The following is a 14,513-nucleotide window of genomic DNA, read 5'->3' as shown; positions in this document are numbered from 1 at the left end:
AGCGGACGCCTTGCCAGATCGGCCCGAAACGCCGCTCGCGGCCGCCGTGTCTTTGAAAGACATGGTCTAGACCATGGCCATCATGCTGATCGCCAAGGCGCGACTGATCTGGGGACTCGTGGTCGCTGCGGCCACGGTGGCTCTGGTGGTCATGGTCGTCCTGGTGGTCATCATCGGGGGTCTGGCGAGCAGCGAGCAGAGCAACAAGGAGCAGGCCGAGGCCGGCTGCGTCGGCGGGACCAACGCGATCGCCACCAGCGGCGGGACCGGTGTCGACGGTGAGACGCCGGAGGGCAGCATCGCCGGGTTCACCAACGAGCAGATCCAGAACGCCCGGACCATCGTGGCGGTCGGCAAGCAGGCAGGGGTGCCGGCCTACGGGTGGGTGATCGCGCTCGCGACCGCGATGCAGGAGAGCACCCTGCGCAACCTCAACTACGGCGACCGCGACTCGCAGGGTCTCTTCCAGCAGCGCCCGGTCTCCGGCTGGGGGACGGTCGCCGACATCACGAACCCGGTCAAGTCCGCCCAGGCGTTCTACGGGGTGGCCACCCACACCGGCAACACCGGTCTGCTGGACATCCCGGGCTGGCGCAAGATGCAGGTCACCGCGGCCGCCCAGGCGGTGCAGCGATCGGCCTTCCCGCTCGCCTACGCCCAGCACGAGGACGAGGCGCGAGCCCTCGTCGCCGCGCTGGCCGACGGCGTCTCCGCCGCCGACCTGACGGCCACCGCGACCGACGTGGCCTGCACGATCGGCATGGCCGGGATCAGCACCTCCGTCGTACGTCCTATCCAGGCGGGCCTCGCGGTCGACAACGACAACTACGGCAACTCCGGGTCCAACTGGGCCAACATGCACACGGGCAACGACTACTCCTCGCCGTGCGGCACCCCGGTGCAGGCGGCCCACGGCGGCACCATCGTGCTCGAGTCGGGCGGCGGCTGGGGCTGGTCGGGCCGCTGGCTGGTGAAGGTGCAGACGGCGCCCGGCAACCTGACGACGTGGTACGGACACATGCAGTCGCTCTCGGTCCGCGAGGGCCAGATGGTCAAGGCCGGCCAGGTCATCGGCCAGGTCGGCAGCGAGGGCAACTCGACCGGCTGCCACCTCCACTTCGAGGTGCACCCGCACGGCGGTGGCTACCTTCAGGACCAGGTCGACCCTGCGGCCTGGCTGCAGAAGAACATCGGCAAGACCCTCGAGGCGACCAAGCAGGTCGCCGGGCTGCCGGGTGAGGGCAAGGCCGCCAGCGGCCAGCCGGCCGCGTCGCCGGCGGCGGTCTCCGGCCCGCAGGTGCGACTGGCCCAGGCCAACATCAAGGTCTCCATGTCCCGCTCGAGATACCGCTCCGACCTGGCGGAGGTCATGAAGCACGGACCCGACTTCGTCTCGCTCAACGAGGCCCAGTCGCGTACGGTCTCCGACATCTCGGTACGCGGCTACGGCACCTATCGCGCCTCCGCGGAGGAATACGGGGCGCGGAGCCAGGCGCTGAGCCCGGTCGTGATGTGGCGCACCGACCGCTGGGTGGCGGTCGACAAGGGCACCGTCCAGCTGACCAAGCCGGTCACCGGGGTCAAGAACGACAACAGGTACGCCACCTGGGTCGTCCTCGCGAGCAGCGACGGCTCTGGGCGCATCTCGGTGATCTCGACCCACACCATGACGTCACCGGCCAACAGCCCGCAGGCGCGCAAGGACGAGGCCCAGCGTGGCTTCGCCAAGCTCGCCGGGCTGGCGCAGGGTCTGCAGAAGTACGGCCCCGTGCTGGTCGCCGGCGACCTCAACTCGCCCTACCCGCGCAAGGGCGGCAACGGCGACCCGTGGGGACCGAAGCCCCTGATGACCAAGGCCGGGATGACCTCGACCTTCGAGACCCTCGGCGCTCCTCCGCAGGGTTGGGCCACCCATGACGGCGGCGGCACCATCGACTGGCTCCTCGGCTCGAGCTCGACCGCCGCCCCCACCCGCCACGCGACGTTCGAGCTGGAGTCCGACCACGACGGCCTGGTGGCCGACTTCAACATCCGCGGCCAGTAGCGCGCCGTCTCCCGTGTAACACGTCGTTCGTAGTACTACTCGCCCTCAATAAACGACCGGATAGTGCTACGAACAGCGTGTTACACCCCGCCGGACCCACCAGCCCGTCGCTCGCACTCCCGACGCAGGGGATAGCGTTGGGGGCATGGACCACGCGGCAGAACGGGCTCGACGCACCGTCGCCGCGATGGCCGAATGGCTGGCCGGAGGTGGGCCGGAGCACTGGATCGTGGAGACCTCGGGATCCACCGGCACGCCCAAGCGGGTGATGCTGTCGCGAGAAGCCATGAAGGCGTCGGCAGCGGCGTCGGCGCGACGCGTCGGGGCGAGCGGGCAGTGGCTGCTGACCCTGCCCGATTCGTACGTCGCTGGGGCCAACGTGATCGCCCGCTCGCTCCTCGCCGGGTTCGAGCCGGTGATCGCCGCGGCCCACGAGACCTTCGCCGAGGCAGCGGCAGCGATGAAGCCGGGGCCGCGGTTCGTCTCGCTGGTGCCGACGCAGCTGCACCGGATCCTGGAGGCGGTCGGCGCGGATCTGGCGGCGGCGGCCGAGTTCCACACGGTGCTTCTCGGTGGCGGCCCGATCGACCCGTCGCTGCGGGCGCGCGCCGAGGAGGCGGGCGTCACCGTCGTCGCCACCTATGGCTCGGCCGAGACCTGCGGCGGCTGCGTCTACGACGCGATGCCGCTGGACGGCGTCGGGATCGCGATCGGCACCGACGGCCGGGTCCGGATCAGCGGCCCGACGCTCTTCGACGGCTACCAGGACGATCCCGCCCAGACTGCGGAAGCGCTGGTCGACGGCTGGTTCCTCACCTCCGACGCCGGCACGCTGGACGAGGACGGCCGGCTCCGGATCCTCGGTCGGGTCGACGACATGGTGATCACCGGCGGCGTGAAGGTGCCGGCGGCGCTCGTCGCGCGCCGGCTCCGTGAGCACCCGGCCGTCGCGGCCGCGGAGGCGCTCGGCGTCCCCGACGAGGAGTGGGGCCAGCGCCTGGTCGCCTTCGTCGTCGGCGACATCACCGCCGACGCCGTCCGCGAGTGGGTCGCTGCGGAGCATCCGCGCTCGTGGGCTCCGCGTCAGGTCGTCGCGCTCGACGACATCCCGCTCCTGGCCAACGGGAAGCCCGACCGGCGGGCCCTGCTCGCGCTGGCCACGAGCGACGAGACGGAGGTGGCCCGATGAGCGAGCGCCAGCGAGCGACCATCGAAGCTGTCATCGGGCCGCGTCCGTATTCTGGCGCTTGCGCTACGGAGGTGGCCCGATGAGCGAGCGCCAGCGAGCGACCATCGAAGCTGTCATCGGGCCGCGTCCGTATTCTGGCGCTTGCGCTACGGAGGTGGCCCGATGAGCCTGCATGTCTTCTCCCTCCCGATGACGACCCGCTTCCGCGGGATCACCCAGCGTGAGGGCCTCGTCATCTCGACAGACTCGATACATCGCCTCGAAGGTGCCGGCGGGTGGGGCGAGTGGTCGCCGTTCCTCGACTACGACACCCCCGAGATCGAGCCCTGGCTGCGTTGCGCCGAGGAGGCGGCGGCAGGGGACTGGCCGGCCCGGGTCCGCGATTCTGTGCCCGTCAACGCCACCGTGCCCGCCGTCGGGCCCGAGCGCGCCCACGAGATCGTGACGCGCTCCGGGTGCGCGACCGCGAAGGTGAAGGTCGCCGACCCCGGCCAGAGCCTGGCCGACGACCTCGCCCGGGTCGAGGCGGTCCGGGATGCCCTCGGCCCCGGTGGCAAGGTCCGGATCGACGTCAACGGACTCTGGTCGGTCGACGAGGCGCTCGCGGCGATCGGCGTCCTCGACCGGGCCGCCGGAGGGTTGGAGTACGTCGAGCAACCGTGCCTCACGGTCGAGGAGCTCGCCGACGTACGCCGCAAGGTGGACGTCCCGATCGCCGCCGACGAGTCGATCCGGCGGGCCGCAGACCCCTACCGCGTCCGCGACCTCGAGGCCGCGGACGTAGCCGTGCTGAAGGTGCAGCCGCTGGGTGGCGTACGCGCCTGTCTGCGGATCGCCGAGGACATCGGGCTGCCGTGCGTGGTCTCCTCCGCGCTGGAGACGTCGGTCGGGATGGCCGCCGGGATCGCGCTCGCGGCGGCGCTGCCGGACCTTCCGTACGCGTGCGGCCTGGGCACGGTCTCGATGTTCACCGAGGACATCGCCGCCACGCCTCTCCTCCCGGACGGCGGGGTCCTGCCGGTGCTCCCGGCCTCGCCCGTTCCGGAGCGGCTGCTCGTCGAGGAGACGCTGGCCGCTTCCCCGGAGCGTACGGACTTCTGGCGGCGGCGACTGGCCGACGTCATCGCTTACCGGGAGACGCTCCGATGAGCACGTCGACGAAGGATCAGGGGAGTGCGCATGACAACGGCTACTGAGCTCGCCCGTGCGGTGGTCACCGCGCTTCTTGAGGCGCGTGTCACCGACGTCGTGATCGCTCCGGGTTCGCGGAACGCGCCGCTGTCGTTCGCCGTCTTCGACGCCGCCCGGGCCGGTCTGGTGCGGCTGCACACCCGGATCGACGAGCGCTCCGCCGGCTTCTTCGCGCTCGGCCTGACCAAGGTCGGCTCGCGCGCCGCGGTGATGTGCACCTCCGGCACCGCGGTCGCCAACCTGCACCCGTCGGTGCTCGAGGCGGCTCATGCGGCAGTGCCGCTGGTCGTCGTCACGGCCGACCGTCCGGCCCGGCTGCGCGAGACCGGCGCCAACCAGGTCACCGATCAGGTCGGCATCTTCGGCCGGCTGGTGGAGACCGTCGATCTGGCCGAGGCGCCCGCCGAGACCGACATCGCCGCCCTCGACTTCGCGCGCGGCCCCGTCCACTGGAACGTCCAGCTCGACGTCCCGCTGACTCCGCCGGACCGGTGGGAACCAGCGGGCCTCGAGGTCCGTCCGGAGCCCGTACGCCCGGAGCTGATGATCTACGAGTCGATCCCGACCGGCCCGGGGACGCCCCGCACGGTCGTGGTCGCCGGCGACGACGCCGGCCCGCCCTCCCGCATCCTTGCCCAGGAGGGCGGCTGGCCGCTGCTCGCCGAGCCCACCTCGGGCGCCCGCACGGGCGACAACGCCCTGCGCACCTACCGGCTGCTGCTGGAGTCGCCGCTCGCCGAGCGGATCGAGCGTGTCGTCGTCTACGGCCATCCGACCCTCTCCCGGCCGGTCGCGAACCTGCTGGCGCGCGACGACGTCGAGATCATCGCGGCCCCGGTCGAGGGGGCCTGGTCCGCGCGCCCGTTCCGGGTCGACCGCGCCGTCCGCACCCGCCTCCACGTCGACGGCGAGCCGGATCCGGCGTGGCTGGAGGAGTGGCGTACGGCCGACCGCGATCTCGGTCGTCAGGTCGACCGGCTGCTCCACGAGCAGCCGGAGATGACCGCGTACGACGTGTCCGCCTGTGTCGCCCGCGCCCTGCCCGACGGTGGCCTGCTGATGCTCGGCCCCTCCAATCCCGTACGTGACCTGGACCTGATGATGCGTCCCAACCGTGTCGGCGGGCGCCGGAAGGTGCTGGCCAACCGCGGTTTGGCCGGGATCGACGGCATCGTCTCCACGGCGATCGGCGCGGCCGCCGGTCGGGGCTCGTCGACCCGCGCGCTCGCGCTGATGGGCGACGTCACCTTCCTGCACGACGCCGGTGGGCTCGTGCTCGGCCCTGAGGAGATCCGCCCCGATCTCACCATCGTCGTCGCCAACGACGACGGCGGCTCGATCTTCGCCTCCCTCGAGCAGGGTGCCGACGACTACGCCGACAGCTTCGAGCGCCTCTTCGGCACCCCGCACGGGACCTCGCTGGAGGCTCTCTGCGCTGCCCACCGCATCCCGCACCTGGCGGTCACCTCCGTGCCCGAGCTCGACGCCGCCCTCGCCTCACCCAACGGCGGCATCGAGGTCGTCGAGGCCGTGGTCTCCCGGGCGGATCGCCGAGACCTCGACCTCGCCATCCGTGCGTTGGCCCATTCCTGAGCCTCCGCCCCGCCGGCGTGGCAGGGTGTGCCCGTGACCGAACAGCCGCAAGCGCAGCCGCAGTGGCCCGGCGTGGTGCCCTACGTCGAGTACTACACCGGCGCGAAGCGCATCCTGGTGCTCCACCTGACCAGCGGAAACGTGATGCTGGCCAACAACCCGGGCAAGCTCCCGCCGATCGCGAGCATCGACGGGCGCCAGTACGTCGTCTACTGGGGGACGGTCTCCTTCGAGATCCCCGCCGAACGCGCCTGCCACGTCAGCGTCCACGTCGAGGGCGACCACCTCCAGCAGGCCGCCACCATCCTGCTCTCGCCCGGGCGAGAGCAGGTGCAGCTGACGTACGCGACCCACTACACCTCCGGCGTCGGCTCTCTCACGCTGTCCTGAATCAGGCCCGCCAGTACGGATCCCGGCCGATGAAGCCGAGGAGCTGCTCCTGAGGGGTGGCGTCGGCGGGGACCTCGAACCTGGGGCCGAACTGGCCGGAGGCGCGCATGGCGTCCTCCATGGCGGCTGCGCCGGCGAGCATGGCGGCGGCGCGGTCGGCGCCGAGGTCGAAGTTCTGCCCGAGGGCGCGAGCGAGGTCCCAGGAGTGCATCCAGACGTCGGTCGTGTAGATCTCCGAGAGGGCAACGTCGAGGGGCTTGTCGCCCATGTGCGGGTTGGAGACCATGCGACCGGCGGGGTCGTCGAAGAGGGCCTGGATGTCTGCGGTGTGGGTCTTCCAGGCGGCGACGGGATCGGCGGCGACGTCCAGAGGCGGCAGGTCGACGCCCGCCGAACCCTGGAGGAACCCGCGTGACCACTCGACGAGATGGGTGACGACGTCCAGTGCGGTCCAGCCTGCGACCGGGCTGGGCCGTTCCCAGTCCTCGGCCCCGGCCGAGGCGACGAGGTCGGCGAACCGGGCCGAGTCGTAGGCGTGCTGCTCGGAGGGGCTCACGAGAGCTCCTCGAGGAGGTCGTCGAGCTGCTCGTAGCCCTGGATGACACCCTTGTCCATGCCGCTGGCCATGATCGCGGCCTGGGTCTCGAAGGACTCGACGACGCTGAGGCCGGTCAGCCGGGTGCGGCCGCCGGGGAGCGGCTCGAGCGTGAGGACCTCCAGTGAGACTCCGTCGGGCGCGCCGCGCCAGGTGAAGGTCTGCACGATGCGCTCGTTCTCGCGTACCTCGTGGAAGCTGCCGAAGAACTGGGTGAACTCGTCCCCGTCGCGCTCGGCCGAGTAGGCCCAGGAGCCGCCGGTGCGGAAGTCCCACTCGGTGATGTTCATGCCGACGTCGCGCGGGCCGACCCACGCGGCGTACAGGTCCTTCTCGGCGTGGGCGCGGAAGACGAGCTCCGGGGGAGCGTCGAACTCGCGGGTGATGGTGATCGTCGGGGTCTCCTTGGAGGCCTCGATCGTGGTCTCGTGCTTCGTGGTGGTCATGATGCGTCCTGTTCTCGGGATGATTCTCGTGTCGGTGTGCTGTCCTGCATCTCGTCGAGCAGCGCGTCCAGTCGGCGGTAGCGCTCCTCGGCCTGCTGTTGGTAGCGGTCGATCCATTTCGTCATGAGGTCGAACACCTCTGCTTCCAGACGTACGGGGGCGCGGCGCGACTCACGGCTCACCAGGCCGGCGTCCTCGAGCACCTTGAGGTGCTTGGAGACCGCCTGGAGGCTGACGTCGTACGGCGCCGCCAGCTCGCCGACCGTTGCGTCGGCCGACGAGAGCCGGGCGACCAGATCACGTCGGGTCGGGTCTGCCAGTGCCGCAAAGACTCGGGAGAGTCTGTCCTCGCTCATCCGTAACTCCTCAACCATGTGGTTGATAACGAGGCTAGGTCGCCGCGTGCGCTTTTGTCAACCATTTGGTTGAGTAACTTGGTTACCGGAAAACCGCCATCAGCGGACATCGGTTGCGGCATCCTGTTTTCCCAGTGCAGTGAGTGCACTCTCCACCTCGGGAAAGGCAGTCCCATGAGTCCTTTGCGCCGCAGATCCATGAGAGTGACCGCGATAGCCGCCGGTCTCCTCCTCGCCATCTCCCTCTCCTCGACCCAGTCCGCCGGCGCCGCCGGGAAGGACGACCGACAGCTCACCCAGAAGGCGAGGTCCCACGGCGTCACGCTGGAGCACGGGGCGTACGTCGGCTGGTCGACCCCCGGCTCGCGCGCCACGGGTGGAAGCATCTCCGGAGACACTCCGATCACCGTGCAGGCGACGGTGAGCGGCATCGACGTCTCCGGCCACCAGGGCAACGTCGACTGGGCCTACTGGTGGGGCCAGGGCAAGCGGTTCGCCTACATCAAGGCGACCGAAGGCACCTACTACCGCAACAGCACCTACTTCCCGCAGCAATACAACGGCTCCTACAACCAGGGCTTCATCCGCGGCGCCTACCACTTCGCCAACCCGTCCGACTCCGGCGGCGCCGCCCAGGCGGACTACTTCGTCAACAACGGCGGTGGCTGGTCGGCCGACGGGAAGACCCTGCCCGGTGTCCTGGACATCGAGTACAACCCCTACAGCGGCGGCACCTGCTACGGCCTCTCCCAGGCCTCGATGCGCTCGTGGATCGCGGCCTTCCTCAACCGCTACCGCTACCGCACCGGGCGTGACGCGGTCATCTACACGACCACCGACTGGTGGACGACCTGCACCGGCAACACCTCGCAGTTCGCCAGTGCTCACCCGCTGTGGATCGCGAGGTACGCCTCGACGCCGGGCGCGCTGCCGGCGGGTTGGGGATATTACACGTTCTGGCAGTACACCTCGTCGCCGTTGGATCAGGACACGTTCAACGGGGGGTCGGATCGGCTTCGGGCGTTGGCTTTGGGGTGAGGTTGTCTTTTGACCTTGTCATGCTCGGGGGGTTTGGTGGCTGGTCTGGGCCGCCGACCCTTCTTTGAGGGTCTTCTCGACGGCGCCCGGAGTAAAGGACGGCCTTCGGCCGCCGGCTACGCCGGCCGCTTCGCGGTCCTTGACACCGGGCCCCGTCGAGAAAAGATTTGGCTGGCTATCGGGGCGGCGGCCCGGGTGTGCCAACGAAAGCTGAGGCCGTTCGCTCACCGCGAAAGTCAGGGATGACCTGCGGAAACAGGTGACTTCCAGGGGTGTCGTCGCGTATAATATCGAGCATCAGGCAGGCACTCCTGGAAGGAACTGCGATGAGTCTCGGGCGCGACATCGACCACTGGGGCACCCACCCCGGTGACGCGATCGACGCCGCCCTGCAGTCCATCGAGTCCGCCGTCCAAGAGCTGTTGTCGACCGACCCTGTCTACTGGCGCACCGAGCAGAAGAAAGACCTCCTCGAGCGGCTGGAGAAACTCCAGGCCCAGCAGGCTGCGCTAAAGCTGCGGGTGCTTGCTGTGGCTGGTGATATCGCTGAGGAGACCGGCGCCAAGGATGCTTCGGGGTGGATGCTGACCGAGCTGCTCGTCGACAAGGCCGAGGCCCGGGCTCAGATCAAGCTCGCCACGGGTGTGGCGAAGTATGAACTCGTCGCTGCCGGTCTCGCCGAAGGCGTGGTTTCCCAGGTCAAGGCTGTCGTGATCACGAAAGCGTTGGATGCCGTCGAGGCCGACCCGGCTGCCAGCATCGAGGACCTCGTCCTCGCGGAGAAGCTGCTGGTCGAGTACGCCACCGTGCACACCGCCAACGAACTGAATAACATCGGCAAACGAATCCTGGCCGAGGTCGACCCGGAGCGGTTCGAGGCCGCCGAGGCCAAAGCGTTGCAGCGGGAGGAAGAGCGTGCCGCCCGGCGGACGTTCTTCTCCTCCCGCGACAACGGCGACGGCACTGTGGACATCCACGCCCGAGTCTCCCGTGCCGTGGGCATGCGGTTGCGGACCATGGTCGACTCGCTGGCGCAACCTCGGAAGTGGTCGGCCCAGGACAAGGGCCGCCACATCCCGTACGACCGGCTCCTCGGTCAGGCGTTCGCCCGGATCGTGGAGACCTACGACGTCGACCAGCTCCCCAGGCATGGCGGGCATGCGACCACGGTGTTCATCACGATGAGCATCGACGACCTCCGTGCTGAGCTCGGCACCGCCGCCCTCGGGTTCGATGGCGAGAAGATCACCGCCGCCGAGGCCCGCAAGATGGCCTGCAACGCCGATCTGGTCCCGGTGGTCCTCGGTACCGATTCGGAGGTCCTGGACCTCGGCCGCACCGCCCGCCTGGCCCATCCGGTCCAACACCGCGCACTCCGGCTACGGGACAAGGGCTGCCAAGCAGAAGACTGCGATGCGCCAGCCGCCTGGACCGAGGCCCATCATCTGAAACCCTGGGCCGAAGGCGGCAGAACCGATCTCGCGAACATGGTGCTGCTGTGCCCACGGGATCATCGCCGGATCCATGACCCGAACTACCGGCACGAGCGGCTGCCGGATGGACGGATCCGGTTCACCCGCCGCACCTGACCCTGCCCGCCGCGTTGCTGCCGCCCGGGGAGGGTCGGACTGTCGGGGTGTTTCCCTGCTGTCCGTCCCTTGTGAACGCTTCACAAGGTGTCATCGGCTAGTGAAAGCACCGACGAGACATTCCCCGGCCAAGAGAGACCCCAGCCCCAGTCCCCAAGCACCTACCCAGCCAAAGGAATCCGCGCCACACCCCGCCGCCGACCCGATATACGGCCAAATCTCTCGGCGGGTCCCGGTGTCCAGGATCGCCGAAGGCGACCGGCGAAGCCGGCGGCCGCAGGCCGTCCTTGACTCCGGGACCCGGCGAGAACACCATCCACAACGGGTCGGCGGCCCAGCCCCAGCGACACGACCAACACCGAGTTTCCAAAGGACCCGACCCCAACGCCCCCTAAAGCCCCAGCCGGGACTTCCAGGAGCCGAGGACCGGGGTCCACTCGAAGACACGGCGCTCCTTGATCAGTCCGACCGCGAGGAACGGATCCTCGTCGACGGTCGCCTCGACCGCGGCGATCTCGCCCTCGAAGACGAGCAGGCCGGAGCCGTCCGAGGTGGGGCCGGAGAGCACCAGGTTGTCCTGGCTCGCCAGGAATCCGCGATGGGCGTCGAGGTGCTCGGCGCGTACGTCCGGGAGGTCGTTGTAGGCGTACAGCACTGCGACGAGGGCCATCAGAGGTCAGCCCCGTCCGCGAGGCGTACGTAGCCGCGCTCGGCGGGGATCAGCGCGGCCGCCTGCGTGTCGAAGACGCCCGATCCGGCCTCGGAGTAGATCCGGTCGTGGATCGCGACGGTCCGGGAGGCGCCGACCTCGCGGGCGAAGTCGATCAGCTCGGCGGAGCGGGCCCAGGGGGCGGAGACGGGCAGGAAGAGCACGTCCACGGCCTGGCCGGGACCATCGAGCGCGTCGCCCGGGTGGAACAGCTTCGAGTCCCCGGCGGTGATCAGGTAGCCCGAGTTGTCGAAGTGGGGCATGTCTTCGTGGATCACCGCGTGCTTCTCGTTGACCGCGGTGACCGGGAGGCCGGCGTCGAACGACTCCCCGGGCTTCACGACCGTGGTCCGTTCGTGGACCGCGGGTGCGCCCTTCAGGATCTGCGCCGCGACGGCGCCGATGGTGTAGACCGGGGCGTCGCTGTTCTCCAGGAGAGCCGGGCTGTAATGGTCGGGGTGCTCGTGGGTGATCAGCACCGCGGTGGCGCCGTCCAGCGCCTCGGGCTGGGCGAACACGCCCGGGTCGACGACCACCACCGCCCCGTCGTGCTCGATCCGGACACAGGCATGGCCGAACTTCGTGATCCTCATGCCGCCGAATCTATCGCGGGCCGCACACTCCGGCAGGCCCCCTCTCGGGACCGGACAGCTCAGGAGAGAGCGTCGCGGATGGGGACGAACTTGGCCTGGGTCTCGGCCAGCTCGGTCGCCGGGTCGGAGCTGGCCACGATGCCGCAGCCGGCGAAGAGGCGAGCGGTGCGGTCGTCGATCATCTCGGCCGAGCGCAGTGCGATGCCCCACTCACCGTCGCCGGTGGCGTCCATCCAACCGACCGGCCCGGCGTAGCGGGCACGCTCCATCGACTCGATCTCGGCGATCAGGGCGACGGCGTCCTCCCGAGGGGTGCCGCCGACCGCGGCCGAGGGGTGCAGCGCGGCGGCCAGGTCGAGCGAGCTCACCCCGTCGCTGGCCACACCGGTGATGTCGGTGGCCAGGTGCATCACGTTGGGGAGCTTGAGCACGAAGGGGGCCTCGGGCACGTTCATCGAGGAGCAGTGCGGCTCGAGTGCGTCGGCGACCGACCTGGCGGCGTACTCGTGCTCCTCGAGGTTCTTCGACGACTCGGCCAGCGACGAGGCGAGGGCGTGGTCGCCGGTTCCATTTGATTTGGCCTCCTCGCCGGTGGGCCAGATCGTGCCCGCGAGCACGCGCGAGGTGACCAGGCCGCGCTCGCGGCGGACGAGGAGCTCCGGCGTCGCGCCGAAGAGGTCGTCGACGTGGAACGTCCAGCAGGTCGGGTACGCAGCCGCCAACCGCCGCAGCACGGCGCGGATGTCGATCGGCTCGCTGGCCGCGGCCAGCAGGTCGCGGGCGAGGACAACTTTTCGGAGGCGATGTCCTGAGCTTGTCGAAGGATCGCCGTCCTGGAGCCGGGACACGGCGTCGGCGACGATCCGCATCCAGTGCTCGCCGTCGACGTAGGCATCGGCGAAGACGACGTCGCGCGGCGCCTCCGGCGGCGACGTCGGCGCCAACGGAGGCGGGGGCGATGCGGCCGGGCCGACGGTGGTCACCCAGGCTGCGTCACCACGCTTGCCGACGATGACCGCCGGCACCTTGAGGACGGAGAAGCCCGGCAGGTCGGCGAAGGCGAAGGAGCCGAAGCCGACGAGCCCGGTGCCGGGCTCGCCCACGGCGTCCGAGACAGTGGAGGAGGCGACGAGCTCCTCGAACCACTTGGCGGCGTGCGCGAACCGTTCCGGCCCGGACGTACGGATCTCGGCGGCGGTGCCCCAGCCGACCAGGCCCTCGCCGTGGCGGACCCAGGACAGCACCCGCCGGCGGGCGGGCAGCAGCGCGAGCAGGTCGTCGAGCGTCTCCGACCCTGCGTCGAGTGCCACCGTGGTGGCTACCAGGGACCGCTGCTCTGACTCACTCACAGCCCCAGCGTATCGGCGTGGTGTCGGCGGCGACGAGTCGAAGTCATGTATGCAGCATCACGCCCCAGTTGCCATCCTTCACCAGATGGGTTGTAGCGTGCCCTGGCGTGAGTACCAACAAAGAGCAGTCGTTCATCGCAGAGAACGGCATCACCCTCGGCATCATCGCCTTGGCCCTCTTCGTCGTGCTGGGCGTTGGCCTGCCACGGTGGGTTGGCGACTCCGAATCCCACTCCAGTGTGAAGATCGCGCTCCCGGAGACGCTGTCGGGCGGCTACAAGCCGGCCGACGTGAAGTCCTCCTACGACCTCGAGGCGATCAAGAAGCAGGGCGCGACCGAGGAGCAGCTCGACCTGTTCATCAAGCAGAACGCGGCCAGCTCGAAGACCGAGGACCGCAACGTCTCCGACGCCCTCGGGTTCTCGATGGCCACGCGCACCTACATCACCGAGGACATGAAGAAGTCCGTGATGATCCGTGCCTTCGCCGGAGACGGCAGCGCCTACTACGGCGGTGGCGAGGTCTCCAAGGTGGGCGACAACGTGTGCTACTCCAGCGCCGACCAGCAGACCGGCCAGACCCAGGCGACCTGCTCTCACGCCTCCGACGACCTGACCGTCCAGGCGACCGCCGCAACGAAGAAGGACGCGGCGAAGTACGCCGACGAGATCTTCGAGAAGCTTGCCTGAGCTCGGGCCTGACGGAACCCGAGACAGCACCTGAGACAGAATCAGCCCGTGACCCGAGCAGATCTGGACAAGCAGCCCGGCGAGGTACGCCGGATGTTCGACGCCGTGGCCAAGCGCTACGACCTCACCAACGACGTACTCTCCCTCGGCCAGGACCGACGCTGGCGACGCGAGGTCATCAAGGCCGTCGACCCCAAGCCGGGTGAGCTCGTGCTCGACCTCGCTGCCGGCACCGGCACCTCGTCGCAGCCGTTCCTGGACGCCGGCGCCGAGGTGGTCCCGACCGACTTCTCGATCGGGATGCTCCAGGTCGGCAAGAAGGCGAAGCCGCACCTGCCGTTCACGGCCGGTGACGGCACCCGGCTGCCCTACCGCGACGGGACCTTCGACGCGGTGACGATCTCGTTCGGCCTGCGCAACATCGTCGACCCAGAGGCCGGCCTGCGCGAGCTGCGCCGGGTCACCCGCCCCGGCGGCCGGATCGTGGTCTGCGAGTTCTCGCACCCGACCTGGAAGCCGTTCCGGACGGTCTACGTGGAATACCTGATGAGGGCGCTTCCGCCGGTCGCCCGGGCGGTATCGTCCTCCCCGGACGCCTACGTCTATCTCGCTGAGTCCATCCGGGCCTGGCCCGACCAGGCAGGTCTCGCCGACATGCTCGCCTCAGCGGGGTGGAAGGCGCCGACCTGGACGAATCTCTCAGCCGGGATCGTCGCACTTCATCACGGAACCGCCTGATCTC

The 14,513-nt window shown here is 69.6% G+C and carries 15 protein-coding genes; 9 read left to right on the top strand and 6 right to left on the bottom strand.

The window, feature by feature from the left end; genetic code table 11:
* Positions 1-73 precede the first annotated feature (73 nt).
* The 5 genes from WBG06_RS09100 to WBG06_RS09080 all read left to right on the top strand — a co-directional run bounded on the left by WBG06_RS09100 (position 74) and on the right by WBG06_RS09080 (position 6,407).
* Complete coding sequence (locus WBG06_RS09100) at positions 74-2,044, top strand: peptidoglycan DD-metalloendopeptidase family protein (RefSeq protein ID WP_336736268.1); 1,971 nt, start codon at positions 74-76, stop codon at positions 2,042-2,044.
* Positions 2,045-2,189: 145 nt separating this feature from the next.
* On the top strand, positions 2,190-3,233 hold the full coding sequence (locus tag WBG06_RS09095) for an AMP-binding protein (RefSeq protein ID WP_336736267.1): 1,044 nt from the start codon (positions 2,190-2,192) through the stop codon (positions 3,231-3,233).
* 162 nt (positions 3,234-3,395) lie between these two features.
* Positions 3,396-4,382, top strand: coding sequence for an o-succinylbenzoate synthase (locus WBG06_RS09090; protein ID WP_336736266.1), 987 nt, complete (start codon positions 3,396-3,398; stop codon positions 4,380-4,382).
* Positions 4,383-4,412: 30 nt separating this feature from the next.
* A complete protein-coding gene (menD, locus tag WBG06_RS09085) occupies positions 4,413-6,017 on the top strand; it encodes a 2-succinyl-5-enolpyruvyl-6-hydroxy-3-cyclohexene-1-carboxylic-acid synthase (RefSeq protein ID WP_336736265.1) in 1,605 nt (534 codons plus the stop codon).
* Positions 6,018-6,050: 33 nt separating this feature from the next.
* Positions 6,051-6,407, top strand: a complete 357-nt coding sequence (locus tag WBG06_RS09080; RefSeq protein WP_336736264.1) for a hypothetical protein — start codon at positions 6,051-6,053, stop codon at positions 6,405-6,407.
* Between the two features lies 1 nt (position 6,408).
* Here the strand turns inward: WBG06_RS09080 and WBG06_RS09075 are convergent, their stop codons facing one another.
* Genes WBG06_RS09075 through WBG06_RS09065 form a run of 3 tightly spaced genes read right to left on the bottom strand, consistent with a single transcriptional unit; the run spans position 6,409 to position 7,804 of the window.
* Entirely contained in the window at positions 6,409-6,963 is a 555-nt protein-coding gene (locus WBG06_RS09075; RefSeq protein ID WP_336736263.1) for a TIGR03086 family metal-binding protein, read from the bottom strand.
* Entirely contained in the window at positions 6,960-7,448 is a 489-nt protein-coding gene (locus WBG06_RS09070; protein ID WP_336736262.1) for an SRPBCC family protein, read from the bottom strand. The genes WBG06_RS09075 and WBG06_RS09070 overlap by 4 nt, the downstream gene beginning before the upstream one ends.
* Positions 7,445-7,804, bottom strand: coding sequence for an ArsR/SmtB family transcription factor (locus tag WBG06_RS09065; protein ID WP_336736261.1), 360 nt, complete (start codon positions 7,802-7,804; stop codon positions 7,445-7,447). The genes WBG06_RS09070 and WBG06_RS09065 overlap by 4 nt, the downstream gene beginning before the upstream one ends.
* 204 nt (positions 7,805-8,008) lie before the next feature.
* On the opposite strand from WBG06_RS09065, the gene WBG06_RS09060 reads away from it, so the two are divergent.
* Both WBG06_RS09060 and WBG06_RS09055 read left to right on the top strand, forming a co-directional pair.
* Positions 8,009-8,842, top strand: a complete 834-nt coding sequence (locus tag WBG06_RS09060) for a GH25 family lysozyme (protein WP_336736260.1) — start codon at positions 8,009-8,011, stop codon at positions 8,840-8,842.
* 326 nt (positions 8,843-9,168) lie between these two features.
* On the top strand, positions 9,169-10,431 hold the full coding sequence (locus WBG06_RS09055) for an HNH endonuclease signature motif containing protein (RefSeq protein ID WP_336736259.1): 1,263 nt from the start codon (positions 9,169-9,171) through the stop codon (positions 10,429-10,431).
* A gap of 391 nt (positions 10,432-10,822) precedes the next feature.
* On the opposite strand, the gene WBG06_RS09050 is transcribed toward WBG06_RS09055, so the two are convergent.
* Genes WBG06_RS09050 through WBG06_RS09040 form a run of 3 tightly spaced genes read right to left on the bottom strand, consistent with a single transcriptional unit; the run spans position 10,823 to position 13,082 of the window.
* A complete protein-coding gene (locus WBG06_RS09050) occupies positions 10,823-11,101 on the bottom strand; it encodes a YciI family protein (protein ID WP_336736258.1) in 279 nt (92 codons plus the stop codon).
* A complete protein-coding gene (locus tag WBG06_RS09045) occupies positions 11,101-11,733 on the bottom strand; it encodes an MBL fold metallo-hydrolase (protein WP_336736257.1) in 633 nt (210 codons plus the stop codon). The genes WBG06_RS09050 and WBG06_RS09045 overlap by 1 nt, the downstream gene beginning before the upstream one ends.
* A gap of 59 nt (positions 11,734-11,792) precedes the next feature.
* Positions 11,793-13,082 (bottom strand): isochorismate synthase, encoded by a 1,290-nt coding sequence (locus WBG06_RS09040; RefSeq protein WP_336736256.1) that lies wholly within the window; start codon positions 13,080-13,082, stop codon positions 11,793-11,795.
* Between the two features lie 107 nt (positions 13,083-13,189).
* Between WBG06_RS09040 and WBG06_RS09035 the strand changes: the two genes are divergently transcribed.
* Complete coding sequence (locus WBG06_RS09035; protein WP_336736255.1) at positions 13,190-13,771, top strand: hypothetical protein; 582 nt, start codon at positions 13,190-13,192, stop codon at positions 13,769-13,771.
* Positions 13,772-13,819: 48 nt separating this feature from the next.
* Entirely contained in the window at positions 13,820-14,509 is a 690-nt protein-coding gene (locus WBG06_RS09030; RefSeq protein WP_336736254.1) for a demethylmenaquinone methyltransferase, read from the top strand.
* Positions 14,510-14,513 lie beyond the last annotated feature (4 nt).

It is taken from the genome of Nocardioides sp. CCNWLW239 (assembly GCF_037137035.1).
In the GTDB taxonomy this organism is placed as follows: Bacteria; Actinomycetota; Actinomycetes; order Propionibacteriales; family Nocardioidaceae; genus Nocardioides.
This window is presented reverse-complemented; position numbering and strand designations above follow the sequence as displayed.

Excerpts from the sequence above, each read along its gene's own strand:
- WBG06_RS09100 (WP_336736268.1), top strand. The coding sequence starts at position 74 with ATGGCCATCATGCTGATCGCCAAGGCGCGACTGATCTGGGGACTCGTG.
- WBG06_RS09070 (WP_336736262.1), bottom strand. The coding sequence starts at position 7,448 with ATGACCACCACGAAGCACGAGACCACGATCGAGGCCTCCAAGGAGACC.
- WBG06_RS09045 (WP_336736257.1), bottom strand. The coding sequence starts at position 11,733 with ATGAGGATCACGAAGTTCGGCCATGCCTGTGTCCGGATCGAGCACGAC.
- WBG06_RS09090 (WP_336736266.1), top strand. The coding sequence starts at position 3,396 with ATGAGCCTGCATGTCTTCTCCCTCCCGATGACGACCCGCTTCCGCGGG.
- WBG06_RS09055 (WP_336736259.1), top strand. The coding sequence starts at position 9,169 with ATGAGTCTCGGGCGCGACATCGACCACTGGGGCACCCACCCCGGTGAC.
- WBG06_RS09050 (WP_336736258.1), bottom strand. The coding sequence starts at position 11,101 with ATGGCCCTCGTCGCAGTGCTGTACGCCTACAACGACCTCCCGGACGTA.
- menD (WP_336736265.1), top strand. The coding sequence starts at position 4,413 with ATGACAACGGCTACTGAGCTCGCCCGTGCGGTGGTCACCGCGCTTCTT.
- WBG06_RS09065 (WP_336736261.1), bottom strand. The coding sequence starts at position 7,804 with ATGAGCGAGGACAGACTCTCCCGAGTCTTTGCGGCACTGGCAGACCCG.
- WBG06_RS09095 (WP_336736267.1), top strand. The coding sequence starts at position 2,190 with ATGGACCACGCGGCAGAACGGGCTCGACGCACCGTCGCCGCGATGGCC.